The organism is Citrobacter sp. Cpa228 (genome assembly GCF_030333085.1).
GTDB lineage: Bacteria > Pseudomonadota > Gammaproteobacteria > Enterobacterales > Enterobacteriaceae > Citrobacter > Citrobacter pasteurii.
Genome location: NZ_JAOWGQ010000043.1, coordinates 294,922 through 309,682, shown reverse-complemented (window position 1 = coordinate 309,682; position 14,761 = coordinate 294,922). Strand labels below are relative to the sequence as shown.

At 56.1% G+C, this 14,761-nt stretch carries 13 protein-coding genes; 4 read left to right on the top strand and 9 right to left on the bottom strand.

What is annotated here, in order from left to right; all coding sequences use genetic code 11:
• The first annotated feature begins 560 nt into the window (after nt 1–560).
• On the top strand, nt 561–1,283 hold the full coding sequence (locus tag OGX91_RS10765; protein ID WP_005123752.1) for an ABC transporter ATP-binding protein: 723 nt from the start codon (nt 561–563) through the stop codon (nt 1,281–1,283).
• On the opposite strand, the gene bioD is transcribed toward OGX91_RS10765, so the two are convergent.
• From bioD to bioB, 4 genes are read right to left on the bottom strand one after another with little or no spacing between them, the layout of a single operon-like run.
• Nucleotides 1,249–1,947: a dethiobiotin synthase gene (gene bioD / locus OGX91_RS10760; RefSeq protein ID WP_155020839.1), complete on the bottom strand. Its 699-nt coding sequence runs from the start codon at nt 1,945–1,947 to the stop codon at nt 1,249–1,251. The genes OGX91_RS10765 and bioD overlap by 35 nt on opposite strands.
• The gene (gene bioC, locus OGX91_RS10755; RefSeq protein ID WP_005123754.1) at nt 1,910–2,695 is read right to left on the bottom strand and encodes a malonyl-ACP O-methyltransferase BioC; all 786 of its coding nucleotides are present in this window, start codon (nt 2,693–2,695) and stop codon (nt 1,910–1,912) included. Before bioC ends, bioD begins: the two co-directional genes overlap by 38 nt.
• Nucleotides 2,682–3,836, bottom strand: a complete 1,155-nt coding sequence (bioF, locus tag OGX91_RS10750; RefSeq protein WP_286626214.1) for an 8-amino-7-oxononanoate synthase — start codon at nt 3,834–3,836, stop codon at nt 2,682–2,684. The genes bioC and bioF overlap by 14 nt, the downstream gene beginning before the upstream one ends.
• Nucleotides 3,833–4,873 (bottom strand): biotin synthase BioB, encoded by a 1,041-nt coding sequence (gene bioB, locus OGX91_RS10745; RefSeq protein WP_005123757.1) that lies wholly within the window; start codon nt 4,871–4,873, stop codon nt 3,833–3,835. The genes bioF and bioB overlap by 4 nt, the downstream gene beginning before the upstream one ends.
• A 76-nt stretch (nt 4,874–4,949) precedes the next feature.
• Between bioB and bioA the strand changes: the two genes are divergently transcribed.
• Together bioA and OGX91_RS10735 are read left to right on the top strand one after the other, a co-directional pair.
• A complete protein-coding gene (bioA, locus tag OGX91_RS10740; RefSeq protein ID WP_182290748.1) occupies nt 4,950–6,239 on the top strand; it encodes an adenosylmethionine--8-amino-7-oxononanoate transaminase in 1,290 nt (429 codons plus the stop codon).
• Nucleotides 6,240–6,296: 57 nt separating this feature from the next.
• The gene (locus OGX91_RS10735) at nt 6,297–6,773 is read left to right on the top strand and encodes a kinase inhibitor (RefSeq protein WP_005123759.1); all 477 of its coding nucleotides are present in this window, start codon (nt 6,297–6,299) and stop codon (nt 6,771–6,773) included.
• A gap of 89 nt (nt 6,774–6,862) precedes the next feature.
• Here OGX91_RS10735 and hutH read toward each other — a convergent pair whose 3' ends face one another.
• From hutH to hutI, 5 genes are all read right to left on the bottom strand, one after another.
• Complete coding sequence (hutH, locus tag OGX91_RS10730) at nt 6,863–8,383, bottom strand: histidine ammonia-lyase (protein ID WP_199947309.1); 1,521 nt, start codon at nt 8,381–8,383, stop codon at nt 6,863–6,865.
• Nucleotide 8,384: 1 nt separating this feature from the next.
• The gene (hutU, locus tag OGX91_RS10725; protein WP_137378390.1) at nt 8,385–10,070 is read right to left on the bottom strand and encodes a urocanate hydratase; all 1,686 of its coding nucleotides are present in this window, start codon (nt 10,068–10,070) and stop codon (nt 8,385–8,387) included.
• Nucleotides 10,071–10,293: 223 nt separating this feature from the next.
• Nucleotides 10,294–11,013, bottom strand: coding sequence for a histidine utilization repressor (locus OGX91_RS10720; RefSeq protein WP_005123762.1), 720 nt, complete (start codon nt 11,011–11,013; stop codon nt 10,294–10,296).
• A gap of 64 nt (nt 11,014–11,077) precedes the next feature.
• Nucleotides 11,078–12,019: a formimidoylglutamase gene (gene hutG / locus OGX91_RS10715; protein WP_199947308.1), complete on the bottom strand. Its 942-nt coding sequence runs from the start codon at nt 12,017–12,019 to the stop codon at nt 11,078–11,080.
• Complete coding sequence (gene hutI / locus OGX91_RS10710; protein ID WP_040231279.1) at nt 12,016–13,239, bottom strand: imidazolonepropionase; 1,224 nt, start codon at nt 13,237–13,239, stop codon at nt 12,016–12,018. The genes hutG and hutI overlap by 4 nt, the downstream gene beginning before the upstream one ends.
• 224 nt (nt 13,240–13,463) lie before the next feature.
• On the opposite strand from hutI, the gene OGX91_RS10705 reads away from it, so the two are divergent.
• Nucleotides 13,464–14,747, top strand: coding sequence for a putative acyl-CoA thioester hydrolase (locus tag OGX91_RS10705; RefSeq protein WP_286626212.1), 1,284 nt, complete (start codon nt 13,464–13,466; stop codon nt 14,745–14,747).
• Nucleotides 14,748–14,761 lie beyond the last annotated feature (14 nt).

Here is a 14,761-nt window from a genome sequence, read left to right as displayed (position 1 = left end):
TTTAACATTTGTCAAGACGGCAGATGAAAGTTTTATGGCAACGCATGACACTTCCGCGACAGCCATTGCTTTTATCTAACATTCTGTATTTCAATAACTATTCTCTCGAGCCGTCTTTCGCATCAATTTAGTCGCAGGCCGCGTCTTCTCTCGCTTACATTGTGTTTTCTAACTCTAATACACAAGGTTATCCACAGGAATAGTGGATAACTGCCTCCAGCCCGTGCTGACTGCCGCCTGGCAAAAACACCGACTTGCTCTTTTCGAGTGGGATAAAAAAAAATTATCGCCATTTTTTTATATTTATCAGCTAACGAAGCCCTGGAGGTGGTCGAGATCTTGCTCGCATTTTCACCATTTACCTGCCTGCACCATCCCGACGCGACCAGGCACTGGCAATGTGCGCAAAATTAACCCGTATCGTTAAAAACCAGATATCGCTGCCGGTGGATCACGCTATCCCGCTGTTTTTCGCGCATTTCCCATTTGTGGCAAGAGATTTGCAATTTTCTTCTGCTCCCCGGCCTGTCGGGCGGATAACTTCATGATGGAGAAAATCTATGTTGAGTCTTCGCGCAGTGAATCACTATTACGGTAACCAGCACACGCTATGGGATGTGGATCTCGACCTGCAGCCCGGCAAGTGTACCGGTGTGCTGGGACTTCCGGGGATGGGGAAAACGACGCTGGCCAATTGCATCATCGGCAATTTGCCTATTGAAAGCGGTACGATGGTCTGGCATCAGGCAGGCGCACCACCGTGCGATCTGAGCCCGATCCCAGCGGCAAATCGCATTGCGCTGGGTATTAACTCCGTTTCACAACAGAGACGGATTTTTTCGCAGCTGACGGTCGAGGAAAATCTGCATATTGCGCGCCAGGCGGTTGAGGAAAGCGAAACGATGAACAGCAGCGATATATACCGCCTCTTCCCACAGTTATACAGTCTGCGTCAGACCAAAGGGGTTGCCTTATCAGAGGATAATCAGCACCAGCTCGCGCTCGCCAGCGCGCTGGTTACACGCCCACGCCTGCTGATCCTCGATGAGCCTACGCGAGGAACGGGTCAGGCGTATATCCACAAGCTGGGGAACCTGATTGTGAGGCTAAGCCAGGAGTTGGGCATCGCCATTATGCTCGCAGAGCAAAGCCTGCCGTTTATTCGTCGGGTCGCTGATTGCTATTGCCTGTTACATCGCGGACGCAATGTGGCCCAGGGACAACTGGGGCAGCTCAACGACCCGTTTCTTAACGGCTGGATGGCGCCGGAGGCAAAACGCTAAGGTCGAGGTAATGCCCTGTCGTTGCGCGTTCTGGCTCGTCTTCCAGCCATGGGATCTCCCCCAGCAGCGGGGCCGGAATCGCGCGTTTCAGCGTTGCCATATATTCAGAATGGCGTTTCCCTGGCGGAGCCACATCATTGGCGACCCACCCCGCCAGCGTCAACCCAGCCTGTTGTACTGCTTGCGCAGTCAGAATGGCATGGTTGATGCAGCCAAGCTTGACGCCAACCACCAGAATCACCGGCAGTTGTTCTGTTTGTACCCAGTCAGAAAAACTCAGCGTGGGTGAAAGCGGCGTAAACCAACCGCCAGCGCCCTCCACCAGCACCCAGTCAGCCTGCATTCGCAGCGCCTGTAAACCAGCAGACATCACTGAGGCCAGAATCGGTCGCCCTTCATCAGCGCTGATGATATGCGGTGACGTGGGCTCGGCAAAGGTATAGGGATTGATTGCCGTATAATTCACTGCCACAGCGCTGTTGCGCTGCAGGGCAAGGGCGTCAGAGTTTCGCAGACCATCTGCCGTCATTTCACTCCCAGAGGCTACAGGCTTATAGCCGACCGTTCGATAACCCAATTGCCCCGCTGCCTGCAGGAGCGCACAGCTGGCAATTGTTTTACCAACCTCAGTGTCCGTCCCGGTGACAAAATACGTTCTGGTCACGTTGAATTACTCCTAAAAAAAGTTGATACGTCAGCGGGTATTTTCCTTGCACAGAGGGCCAGGCTAACTGTAACTGCTGCAGCTGTGAACGGGTCAGTACGCGCTGTTCGCGTCCATCATGGAGATGCGTCGCACCGATCCCTTTGAGCGAGCGCATGGCGCTCAACGCGTCATCAAACCACAGTGTCACCGTATGAAGCTGATACTCAACGTCCCAGCCATGCAGAGCCTTTTCAAGTTGCTCCACGGGCAAGAAACGGTTGGTGTGCTCCCGGTCATCTACCGCTTGCCACGCCCGGCGTAATTCAGGCATCGAACCATGTGCCAACGTACTAAACGCCACCGTGCCTCCGGGGCGCACAACCCGGCAAAGCTCGTTTAGCGCCCCGCGTAAATTATCGCACCACTGAACCGCCAGATTGCTCCAGGCCAGGTCAAAGGTGGCGGCGTTTTGTGGGATGGCTTCAATATCCGCCAGCAGATAGTGGTGGGCAGCATTTTTCCGCTGTGCCTCTGCCAGCATTTGTTCAGAAAGATCCAGTGCGCTGACTTCGCTTCCCTGCTCACGCCAGTAGCGACTCATGCGCCCAGGGCCGCACCCCGCATCCAGTACCCGTGCATAATCCCGTTCACCAAGTAGCGCCAGCAAGGCGTCGGCGCTTTGACACTGTAGCCCGGCATGTTGCTCATAGCGGGAAGCAGCGCGTCCAAATGCGGCAGCAATGGCCTGTTTATTAACCTGCGCCATGCAGCACCTCCAGTAAACAGTCGATATCCTGGCATTCATGCGCCTGCGTCAGCGTCAGCCGCAATCTGGCTGTGCCGACCGGTACCGTAGGAGGCCGGATGGCGGTCACCCAACAACCTTGAGCGCGTAAAGCCTCCGCCAGTTGCAGCGCTTTATGGTTATCGCCCACGATCAATGGCTGGATGGCACTGTCTGAGTTTGCCAGCGTGAAATCCGCAATATCCAGGCCAGCACGAAAACGTTGGATTAACATAGCCAGTTTTTCCCGGCGTTCATCGCCCTCACGACTGCGGATCACTGCCAGCGCGGCACGCAATGCCTGCGCCTGAGCAGGCGGCATGCTGGTGCTGTAAATCAGATGACGGGCAAATTGCAGCAGATAATCAGCCACGCTGTCTGAACACAGGATTGCCGCGCCGCTGACGCCAAATCCCTTACCAAATGTCACCACCAGCAGTTCAGGTTTGACCTGCGAGTGCCAGCACGATCCGCGACCTTCTTCACCAGTGACACCGATACCGTGGGCATCATCCACCAGCAACCAGGCCCCCTGGCGTTGCGCTACGGCATGGATATCCGCCAGCGGTGCGCTATCGCCATCCATGCTGAACACGCCTTCAGTCACCACGAGCTGCTGCCCCGGACAGGGGGCTGACAGCAGACGAGCCAAATGTTGCGGGTCGTTATGGGTAAAACGGCGTAACACGGCGGGACTCAGACTGGCCGCTTCCAGCAACGACGCATGGCTGAGTCGGTCGGCAACAATCCGATCCTCTTTGCCCATCAGCGCGGTGATCACCGCCTGATTAGCGGCAAAACCGGAGATGAACAACAGTGCCCGGGAATAGCCCAGCCAGTGGGCCAGTTCTTCTTCCAGCGCCTGATGCGCAACCGAATAACCGCTGACATGACCCGAGCCGCCGCTGCCGACGCCAAACCGTTCTGCCCCCTGCTGCCACGCACACACAATATGCGGGTGGTGGCTTAAGCCAAGGTAGTCGTTGCTGGAGAAATTCAGATACTGGCGACCATCAGCCTGCAGCCAACGACCGGCGCCCTGCGTCACTGCATAGCGACGACGCAGGGTATCGGCAGCACAACGCGCTGCCAGCGCATCGTCGATTTTTTGTTGCCAGGTCATACGGTTGCCGCGTTGTAGTAATCGTCGGTATCCGGAGTACGCAGCGCCTGCTCCAGGCGTTGCTGCTGTTCGTTATCGCCCGCCAGTACCGCCGTTTGTTGCGGATTCAGACCGAGTTTGCGGAATAAAAGCAGATCTTTGTCTTCGTTCGGGTTGGGTGTAGTGAGCAGTTTGCAACCATAGAAAATCGAGTTGGCCCCAGCCATAAAACACATTGCCTGGGTTTGTTCGTTCATCTGCTCGCGCCCGGCGGAAAGACGCACATACGAGGTCGGCATCATGATGCGCGCGACGGCGATAGTGCGAATAAAATCAAACGCATCGACATCGTCGTTATCAGCCAGCGGCGTGCCTTTTACTTTCACCAGCATGTTGATGGGGACGCTTTCCGGCGGGGTTGGCAGATTCGCCAGTTGCAGCAGCAGACCCGCGCGATCGGTGACCGTTTCCCCCAGCCCCACAATCCCGCCGGAGCACACTTTAATGCCCGCCTCACGCACTTTATCCAGCGTATCCAGGCGCTCCTGATACGAACGGGTGGTGATGATATTGCCGTAAAATTCCGGCGAGGTGTCGAGGTTGTGGTTGTAGTAGTCCAGACCCGCATTGGCCAGACGCTGAGCCTGGGTTTCGTCCAACGTGCCCAGCGTCATACACGCTTCCAGCCCCAGCGCTTTTACGCCCTGAACCATCTGTTCCAGGTAAGGCATATCGCGTTCGTGAGGATTCTTCCACGCCGCGCCCATGCAAAACCGCGTTGAACCGGCCTGCTTCGCCTTACGCGCGGAATCCAGAACCTGCTCAACTTCCATCAGACGCTCGGTTTCCAGACCGGTTTTATAGCGGGAACTTTGCGGGCAGTATTTGCAGTCTTCCGGACAGGCACCGGTTTTAATCGACAGCAGCGTACTCACCTGTACCTGCCGCGGATCAAAATGCTGACGGTGCACTTGTTGCGCTTCAAACAGCAGATCCAGCAGGGGTTTTTCAAATAATTCGGTGACTTGCGACATTGTCCAGCGAGAAGTGTGAGCCATATTGATATACGTTTCGTTGTGAGTTTCGTGTAGACTCGTAAACCTAAATCTTTTTAATTTGGTTTACAAGTCGATTATGACAACGGACGATATTGCTTTTGACCAACGCCATATCTGGCATCCATATACCTCCATGACCTCCCCTTTGCCGGTTTATCCGGTAGCACGCGCCGAAGGTTGCGAACTGATTTTAGCCAACGGTGAAAGACTGATTGACGGCATGTCATCCTGGTGGGCGGCGATCCACGGTTACAATCACCCGCAGTTGAACGCCGCGATGAAAACGCAGATTGATGCCATGTCGCACGTGATGTTTGGCGGCATTACCCATGCCCCGGCTATTGCGCTGTGTCGCCAGTTGGTGGCGATGACGCCAGAGGCGCTGGAGTGCGTTTTTCTCGCGGATTCAGGTTCGGTTGCCGTCGAAGTGGCAATGAAAATGGCGCTGCAATACTGGCAGGCCAAAGGCGAAGCGCGTCAGCGTTTCCTGACGTTTCGTAACGGCTATCACGGTGACACCTTCGGCGCAATGTCGGTCTGCGATCCCGACAACTCAATGCATAGCCTGTGGAAGGGTTACCTGCCAGAAAACCTGTTCGCCCCAGCCCCACAGAGCCGTATGAACGGTGAGTGGGATGAACTGGATATGGTACCGTTCGCCCGCCTGATGGCCGCGCATCGCCACGAGATAGCGGCGGTGATCCTTGAGCCAATCGTACAAGGCGCTGGCGGTATGCGTATGTATCACCCCGAATGGCTGAAACGTATTCGTAAGATGTGTGACCGTGAAGGTATCCTGTTGATTGCCGATGAAATCGCCACCGGGTTTGGTCGCACCGGCAAGCTGTTTGCCTGTGAACACGCCGATATTACGCCAGATATTTTGTGCCTCGGCAAAGCGTTAACCGGCGGGACAATGACCCTTTCCGCGACCCTGACCACCCGCCTGGTCGCAGAAACCATCAGCAACGGTGATGCTGGCTGCTTTATGCACGGCCCAACTTTCATGGGTAATCCACTGGCCTGCGCCGTCGCCTCCGCCAGCCTGTCGCTGCTCGAAACCAATGAATGGCGCTCGCAGGTCGCGGCCATTGAAGCGCAGCTGTGGGCAGAGCTCGCCCCAGCGGCGGACTCCCGTTGGGTCGCCGATGTCCGCGTGCTTGGCGCCATCGGCGTAATCGAAACCACCCAGCCGGTAAATATGGCAGCACTACAGAAGTTCTTTGTCGATCAGGGCGTGTGGATAAGACCGTTTGGTAAGCTCATCTATCTGATGCCGCCGTACATTATTCAGCCTGAGCAGTTGCGCCGCCTGACGCAGGCCGTCAATGAGGCTGTGCGCCATGCAACATTTTTTAGCGATTAATCAGCGGTAAGCTCTACGGTTTCTGGCTACACTTTTTGGCTAACGAGAGGAGTCAGTATGAAACTAATCAGCAACGATCTGCGCGATGGGGAAAAGCTACCACATCGCCACGTCTTTAACGGCATGGGGTATGACGGGGATAATCTTTCGCCACATCTGGCATGGGATGACGTACCCGCTGGGACCAAAAGCTTTGTCGTGACCTGCTACGATCCTGATGCGCCAACCGGCTCCGGTTGGTGGCACTGGGTGGTGGTTAACCTGCCTGCAGATACCCGGGTTTTACCACAAGGGTCTGGCTCCGGACTGGTTGCACTGCCGGATGGGGTGATTCAAACCCGTACGGATTTTGGTAAAGCGGGCTATGGCGGCGCAGCGCCGCCGAAAGGGGAAACCCATCGCTATATCTTTACGGTCCATGCGCTGGATGTGGAGCGTCTTGATGTCGATGAAGGTGCCAGCGGCGCGATGGTCGGATTTAATGTCCATTTCCACTCGCTCGCCAGCGCCTCGATTACAGCGATGTTTAGTTAATCTCTGTGCCGGATGGCAACGCTGACGCGTTTTATCCGGCCTACGAGCTGGTTTGTAGGCCGGATAAGCGTCAGCGCCATCCGGCATTTTTACAGAAACTCCGGAACTAAATGCAGCAGCGCGCCCTGCGCTAACAGTTCGGTCGCGCACTCGATATCCGGGGCGAAAAAGCGATCCTGCGTATAGTGGGCAACCTGCTCACGTAGCGTCTGACGCGCCTGCTCCAGCAGCGGGCTTGAGGTTAACCCTTCACGCAGGTCAATTCCCTGACACGCCGCCAGCCACTCCACGGCAATCACGCCGCGCGTATTCGCCGCCATCTCCCACAGTCTGCGTCCCGCCGCTGGCGCCATCGACACATGATCTTCCTGGTTGGCGGAGGTTGGCAGGCTGTCTACGCTGTGCGGATGCGCGAGGGCTTTATTCTCGCTCGCCAGCGCAGCGGCGGTCACCTGGGCAATCATAAAACCGGAGTTAACCCCGCCATTTTTCACCAGGAACGGCGGCAACTGCGACATATGTTTGTCCATCATCAGCGCAATACGTCGTTCTGATAACGAGCCGATTTCCGCGATCGCCAGCGCCAGATTATCTGCCGCCATCGCCACCGGTTCAGCATGGAAGTTACCACCAGAAATCACATCACCTTCTTCGGCAAACACCAGCGGGTTGTCGGAAACCGCGTTGGCTTCCACCAGCAGAACATCCATTGCCTGGCGCATTTGCGTCAGACACGCCCCCATCACCTGCGGCTGACAGCGCAGAGAATAGGGATCCTGCACTTTTTCACAGTTATGATGCGACTGTGAAAGTGCGCTGGAATCAGTCAACACATGGCGATACAACGTCGCGGCATCAATTTGTCCACGCTGTCCTCGCGCCGCATGAATACGGGCATCAAACGGACGACGCGAGCCTAAAACCGCTTCGGTGGTCAGCGCCCCGCACACCGTCGCGGAAGCAAACAGCTCCTGCGCCTCAATCAACCCACGTAATGCAAAGGCGGTGGAAGCCTGGGTGCCGTTCAGCAGCGCCAGCCCTTCTTTCGCCTCCAGAGTAATCGGCTCCAGTCCGGCCTTCTTCAGCGCGTCTGTCGCCGGGAGCCATTCTCCCTGCCAGCGCGCCTTGCCTTCTCCCAACAGCGTCAGGGACATATGCGCCAGCGGAGCCAGATCGCCCGATGCGCCCACCGAGCCTTTCGCCGGGATCAGCGGATACACTTCGGCATTCACCAGCGCAATCAGCGCTTCAATGACACTCAGGCGAATACCGGAAAAACCACGCGCCAGGCTGTTAATTTTCAGCACCATAATCAGGCGAACCATGTCGTCATCGAGCGCCTCGCCGACGCCTGCCGCATGGGAAAGCACCAACGAGCGCTGCAAATTCTGCAAGTCTTCCGTGGCGATACGGGTCTGGGCCAGCAAGCCAAACCCCGTATTAATGCCATATGCCGTGCGGCCTTCAGTGACAATATTATTGACGCAGGCGACGCTGGCGTTGATAGCATCAATCGCGGCGGCATCCAGATTCAATTTGACCGGCTGCTGCCAGATGTCGCGTAGTTGCGCAAAGCTCAGATGACCCGGTGTTAATGTCATGGTGTTCATATCAGCGTTTCTCCTGCGTCGCAGCAATCATCGGCAAATTCAGCCCTTCTTCGACGGCGCATTCCACCGCAATGTCATACCCGGCGTCGGCGTGACGCATCACCCCGGTCGCCGGATCGTTGTGTAAAACCCTGGCAATACGCGCAGCGGCTTCATCGGTGCCATCACACACAATCACCATCCCGGCATGCTGGGAGAAGCCCATTCCTACCCCGCCACCGTGGTGCAGTGACACCCAGGTCGCGCCGCTGGCAGTGTTAAGCAGCGCGTTCAACAGCGGCCAGTCGGATACGGCGTCAGAACCGTCGCGCATGGCCTCGGTTTCGCGGTTCGGGCTGGCAACAGAGCCTGAATCCAGATGGTCACGGCCAATAACAATCGGCGCGGACACTTCACCGCTACGTACCATCTCGTTAAACGCCAGCCCCAGCTTTTGCCGCCATTCCAGCCCGACCCAGCAGATACGCGCCGGTAAACCCTGGAAATTAATCCGCTCACGCGCCATATCCAGCCAGTGGTGTAGATGTTTATCGTCAGCCACGATCTCTTTCACTTTGGCATCGGTTTTATAAATATCCTGCGGATCGCCGGAAAGCGCCACCCAGCGGAACGGGCCAATGCCGCGGCAGAACAACGGACGAATATAAGCAGGCACAAATCCTGGGAAATCAAAGGCGTTTTCCACCCCCATCTCTTTGGCCATCTGGCGAATATTATTACCGTAATCAAACGTCGGCACGCCCATTTTGCTAAACGCCAGCATCGCCTCGACGTGCGTTGCCATTGAACGTTTTGCCGCCTGCACCGTGCCCTGCGGATCGGATACCGCTTTCGCCTGGTATTCTTCCCAACTCCAGCCGGACGGCAGATAGCCATGCAGCGGATCGTGGGCGCTGGTCTGGTCGGTGACCATATCCGGGCGCACGCCGCGCTTCACCAGTTCCGGCACAACGTCGGCGGCGTTCGCACACAGCGCAATAGAGACCGCTTTACCCTCGCGGGTGTACTTATCAATACGCGCCAGCGCATCGTCAAGCGATGTCGCCTGCTCGTCCACGTAGCGGGTACGCAGACGGAAATCGATCCGGCTTTGCTGGCATTCAATATTCAGCGAACACGCACCCGCCAGCGTTGCAGCGAGCGGTTGCGCGCCGCCCATGCCGCCCAGCCCGGCGGTCAGAACCCAGCGTCCGCTCAGGTTACCCTGATAATGCTGACGCCCGGCCTCAACGAAGGTTTCATAAGTCCCCTGCACGATGCCCTGACTGCCGATGTAGATCCAGCTCCCGGCGGTCATCTGGCCGTACATCGCCAGCCCTTTGGCGTCCAGTTCATTAAAGTGTTCCCAGGTAGCCCAATGCGGCACCAGGTTGGAGTTGGCAATCAGCACGCGCGGCGCATTGTCATGGGTTTTGAACACGCCGACCGGTTTGCCGGACTGAACCAGCAGGGTTTCATCGGATTCAAGTTCGGTCAGCGCCTTGACGATGGCGTCATAGCACTCCCAGTCCCGCGCTGCACGGCCAATCCCGCCGTAAACCACCAGCTCATGCGGATTTTCCGCCACATCAGGATCCAGATTGTTCATTAACATGCGCAGCGGCGCTTCGGTCAGCCAGCTTTTGGCCGTTAAGGTAGTGCCGCGTGGGGCACGAATATCCTGCTGACGATACTTGCTATGAGACATGGTAGAGCACTCCTCGGACAGAATGTAGGCCGGATCAGGCGTTTACGCCGCCATCCGGCAAGTGCCTGATGGCGACGCTAACGCGTCTTATCAGGCCTACGTTGAATGGTTACGCACATCTGGAGTATATACTTGTCTATACAAGCTATCGCAAGGTCGATTTTAACAATTAAGATACATTTTTATTATACTGCGGCAGCAATCACGGTTTTCATCTCCTGTATCAGGACATAAACCGCCCCTGCAGACGATAGCGGGAACCCGGGAAGAGCAAACGGGCATGAGAGACAATAGAAGATGCCGACCAGGTCTTACGGCGGATCAACAGGCAGGGATCGTGCTCTTTGATATGCAACAGCGCACACTCTTCCGCGCTGGCGCGTACCGCTTCGACAATATGTTCCCCTTCCGTCAAAGGGGCGATGAGTGACAGGTAAGCATGCGGCGTGGTCTGGCTGTAATCCTGCAACAGATACTCGGGCACAATTTCGGCATTCACACAGCGATCTTCAATCTGCACGGGTAGGGCGTTCTCGTAGTGCACCATGACAGAGTGAAAAATGGAGGTGCCTTCTTTGACGTTTAACTCCAAAGCCTGCTGCGCGTTTGCCTGGGTTCTTTCCAGCGTCAGCACCTCGCATCGGTGCTGATGCTGGCGCGCATTAATTTCATCCGCGATGCTGCGAATTTCGAACAGCGCGGATTGGCCTTTTGGCTCAGCGACAAACGTCCCCACCCCTTGCAAACGCACCAGTAATCCTTCATCCGTTAGCTCACGCAGCGCCCGGTTGATGGTCATGCGGCTAAAACCATACTGCGCCACCAGTTCCGCCTCAGATGGGATACGATCGTGAGGTTGCCAGATACCGCTGGAAATCTTCTCACTGATCTCCATTTTGACCTTTTCGTAAAAAGGAGCCGGAGCAGAACGGGATGGGTGCATGCGTGAGCCTTCCTTAAGCTGAGAATAAGAGTTGCCAAATGGCGGCGTAACGTTATCAGGCACGTCAGTGCCACCAGTGTGCGATTTGCCAGCCAAGCCGCGCCGCAACGCGCGCCGCGTTGCCATCATCGTCAAAACGGGGATTAAATTCAACCATATCCACCGCCTGGAGTTTACCGCTGCGACAAAGGGGTTCAATCAGCCCCAGCAATGTCGCCAGCGGGACACCCAACGCAGCAGGCGCGGATACGGCGGGCATTTCCCATACCGGCAAAACATCGAGATCGATAGTCAGATAGATAACGTCGACGCTTGATATGAACTGCGCCATCTGCGCCTGCGCATTATGACAGTGCAGATCCTCCACTACGGTCACACCGAGTCGCTGCGCTTCATCCCACAATGCCTGGGTGTTGGCCGCCCGGTTAACGCCAAAGCAGGCGTAACGAAATTCTCGCTGTTGCGCATCGCAGAGCTGCGCCAACTGGCGAAAAGGCGTACCAGAGGTCGCCTGGTCAGCATGGCGTAAATCCAGGTGAGCATCGAGGTTGACGATACCTACGGTTGAACGCGGGAACGCATCCAGTACGCCTGCACCGTGCGCGAAGGCGGTTTCGTGCCCCCCACCCAGCACGAAGGTACGCATTTCAGCCTGCTGGCAGCGTTGCACCGCATGGCGTAACGCCTGCTGCGCGCCTTCGAGATCGGGAGCCTGCGCCACAATATTACCCAGATCCACCAGCCGATCATGACCGTGGTGACTGGCTAAATTTGCAAGCGCTTTGCGCAGCGCATCGGGCGCGCCAGCCGCCCCCGTGCGTCCCTGATTACGCTTCACGCCTTCATCGCAGGCGAATCCCAGTAGCGCTATCTGCTCGCGATAGTTTTCAGGGCTAAACGCTGTACTGAGCGTGATGGTCTGAAACAAGCGCAGCGCAGTTGACGATTCAGCGCGGTCATCGCGACCTTGCCAGAGCGCAGAAGAAGCGGGTTGCCAGTTGGTCATGATGGTTGTCCTCGGAATACGCGCTGGTAGATCGGGTTACGACCGGGCTCATAGAGAATTTCGACCGGTAATTGTGCGTCCCACACCACAAAGTCGGCCACAAATCCGGCTTTCAGTTGACCGTGAGTGGCATGACGCCCCAGCGCACGGGCAGCATGACGCGTTACCCCTGCCCATGCCTCTTCCGGCGTTAAGCCAAACTGAACGCAGACCATATTCATCGCCCAGTGCAGGCTGATAAACGGACTGGTGCCGGGGTTGAAATCCGTCGCCACTGCCATCGGGACCTGATATTGACGCAGCAGCTCTACCGGGGGGCGCTGCTGCTCTTTGAGGAAATAAAACGCGCCGGGCAGCAGCACGCCGACCGTACCGCTTTGACTCATCGCCGCCACGCCCTCTTCATCGAGGTATTCAATATGGTCGGCGGATAATCCGTGATAGCGGCTTACCAACTGCGCCCCCCCCAGCAGCGACAACTGTTCAACGTGACCCTTAACCGGAATGCCCAACGTCTGGGCGGCCTTAAATACCCGTTCGCTCTGCGCGAGGTTAAATCCGACGCTTTCACAGAACAGATCGACGGTCTCAAACAGACCCTGTTCCCACAGCTGCGGCAAAATGGTCTCGCACACCAGCGTAATATAGCCGTCAGGATCATCCCTGAATTCCGCTGGAGTCGCGTGCGCGGCCAACAGCGTCGGACTTATTTCTACGATATTCTCCGCAGCCAGTGCCGCCGCCACGCGTAGAATCTTCTCTTCTGTCTGCAAATCCAGGCCGTAGCCCGATTTGATTTCCAGCAACGTAACGCCTTCTTTGATCAACCGTTCCATTCGCCCCTGTGCGAGCTGTAAGAGCTGCTCATCGGAGGCGCTGCGCGTCGCCGACACGGTGGCATTGATCCCTCCCCCCTGAGCACTGATCTGTTGGTATGAAACACCGTTTAACCGCTGTTCCCATTCACCTGCGCGATTGCCGCCAAACACCAGGTGCGTATGGCAGTCAATCAGACCCGGCGTAATCAATCGTCCTTGCATATCCAGGGTATTGTCATGCGTGAGGTATAACGATGACTCTGGGACGATATCGCGAATCTTACCCTGGCGGACGATCAGCGCATGACCATCCACCAGCCCATACGGGGTATCACGTTCAGGATCCATGGTCGCCAGGCGGACATTACGCCAGATAGCATCATCAGGGAAAAATTGCTGCATTCGACTCACCACTTGTCATAGGTTGTATAGACATTTATTTTGCATCCTGTGGATGTTGTCAACCTGAAGGACCAAAATTGTTATCTAATTGTGATATAAAGACTCTCTACACCCGAGATTGCTGCTATAAAAAACAACTTTTTACCTTTTCACCTTCCCGTTTCGCTCAACTTAGTATAAAAAAGCAGGCTTCAATGGATAACTTTCAAAGCCCGGAGCAACCTGTGAACATTTCATCAGTTTCCCGTCTGGCGCTGGCTATGGCTTTTGGCGTGACGCTGACCGCCTGTAGCTCTACACCGCCCGATCAAATTCCTTCCGATCAGGCCGCGCCAGGAACGTCTATGCGCCCGATTCTGTCGGCCAATGAAGCGAAAAATTTCGTCGCTGCGCACTATTTTTCCGCGCTGACGCCAAACTCTGCGCCGTGGAGCCCCTCTTCTATTACTTTGCCCGCGCAGCCTGACTTTGTCGTTGGCCCGGCAGGCACCCAGGGTGTGACGCATACCAGCATTCAGGCCGCGGTTGATGCGGCAATCATTAAACGTACCAACAAACGTCAGTACATCGCGATTATGCCAGGCGAGTATCAGGGCACGGTCTACATTCCGGCAGCAACGGGAAGCCTGACGCTGTACGGTATGGGCGAAAAACCGCTTGATGTGAAGATTGGCCAGGCTATTGACGGTGAAATGAGCACCGCGGACTGGCGTCGCACGGTAAACCCTGGCGGTAAATACATGCCGGGCAAACCTGCGTGGTACATGTTTGATAATTGCCAGAACAAACGCGGTACCAACATTGGCGTGCTGTGTTCTGCGGTCGTCTGGTCGCAAAACAACGGCCTGCAATTACAGAACCTGACCATCGAAAATAACCTCGGTGACAGCGTGGATGCGGGTAATCACCCGGCCGTTGCCCTGCGTACCGATGGCGATAAAGTGCAGATCAACAACGTCAATATTCTGGGTCGTCAGAACACCTTCTTCGTGACTAACAGCGGCGTACAAAACCGTCTGGAGAACGATCGTCAACCGCGTACGCTGGTGACTAACAGCTACATTGAAGGCGATGTGGATATTGTTTCTGGTCGCGGCGCAGTGGTGTTCGATAACACCGATTTCCGCGTAGTGAACTCCCGCACCCAGCAGGAAGCCTACGTGTTTGCACCGGCTACCCTGTCAAACATTTACTACGGTTTCCTCGCCACCAACAGCCGCTTTACTGCAGCAGGCGATGGCGTCGCGCAACTAGGCCGCTCGCTGGATGTCGATGCTAACACTAACGGTCAGGTGGTTATTCGCGACAGCGTGATTAACGAAGGCTTTAACATGGCGAAACCCTGGGCTGACAGCGTTATCGCAAAACGTCCGTTTGCCGGGAACACCGGTGCGGAAGATGACAAAGGTGAAATTCAGCGCAACCTGAACGACACCAACTTCAACCGCATGTGGGAATACAACAACCGCGGTATTGGTAGCAAAGTGGTTGCTGAGCCGAAGCAGTAATAGCAAAAAGGGAT

Excerpts from the sequence above, each read along its gene's own strand:
- hutG (WP_199947308.1), bottom strand. The coding sequence starts at position 12,019 with ATGACCAACTGGCAACCCGCTTCTTCTGCGCTCTGGCAAGGTCGCGAT.
- OGX91_RS10765 (WP_005123752.1), top strand. The coding sequence starts at position 561 with ATGTTGAGTCTTCGCGCAGTGAATCACTATTACGGTAACCAGCACACG.
- hutI (WP_040231279.1), bottom strand. The coding sequence starts at position 13,239 with ATGCAGCAATTTTTCCCTGATGATGCTATCTGGCGTAATGTCCGCCTG.
- hutH (WP_199947309.1), bottom strand. The coding sequence starts at position 8,383 with ATGAACACCATGACATTAACACCGGGTCATCTGAGCTTTGCGCAACTA.
- OGX91_RS10735 (WP_005123759.1), top strand. The coding sequence starts at position 6,297 with ATGAAACTAATCAGCAACGATCTGCGCGATGGGGAAAAGCTACCACAT.
- bioF (WP_286626214.1), bottom strand. The coding sequence starts at position 3,836 with ATGACCTGGCAACAAAAAATCGACGATGCGCTGGCAGCGCGTTGTGCT.
- bioB (WP_005123757.1), bottom strand. The coding sequence starts at position 4,873 with ATGGCTCACACTTCTCGCTGGACAATGTCGCAAGTCACCGAATTATTT.
- bioC (WP_005123754.1), bottom strand. The coding sequence starts at position 2,695 with ATGGCGCAGGTTAATAAACAGGCCATTGCTGCCGCATTTGGACGCGCT.
- bioA (WP_182290748.1), top strand. The coding sequence starts at position 4,950 with ATGACAACGGACGATATTGCTTTTGACCAACGCCATATCTGGCATCCA.
- hutU (WP_137378390.1), bottom strand. The coding sequence starts at position 10,070 with ATGTCTCATAGCAAGTATCGTCAGCAGGATATTCGTGCCCCACGCGGC.
- OGX91_RS10720 (WP_005123762.1), bottom strand. The coding sequence starts at position 11,013 with ATGCACCCATCCCGTTCTGCTCCGGCTCCTTTTTACGAAAAGGTCAAA.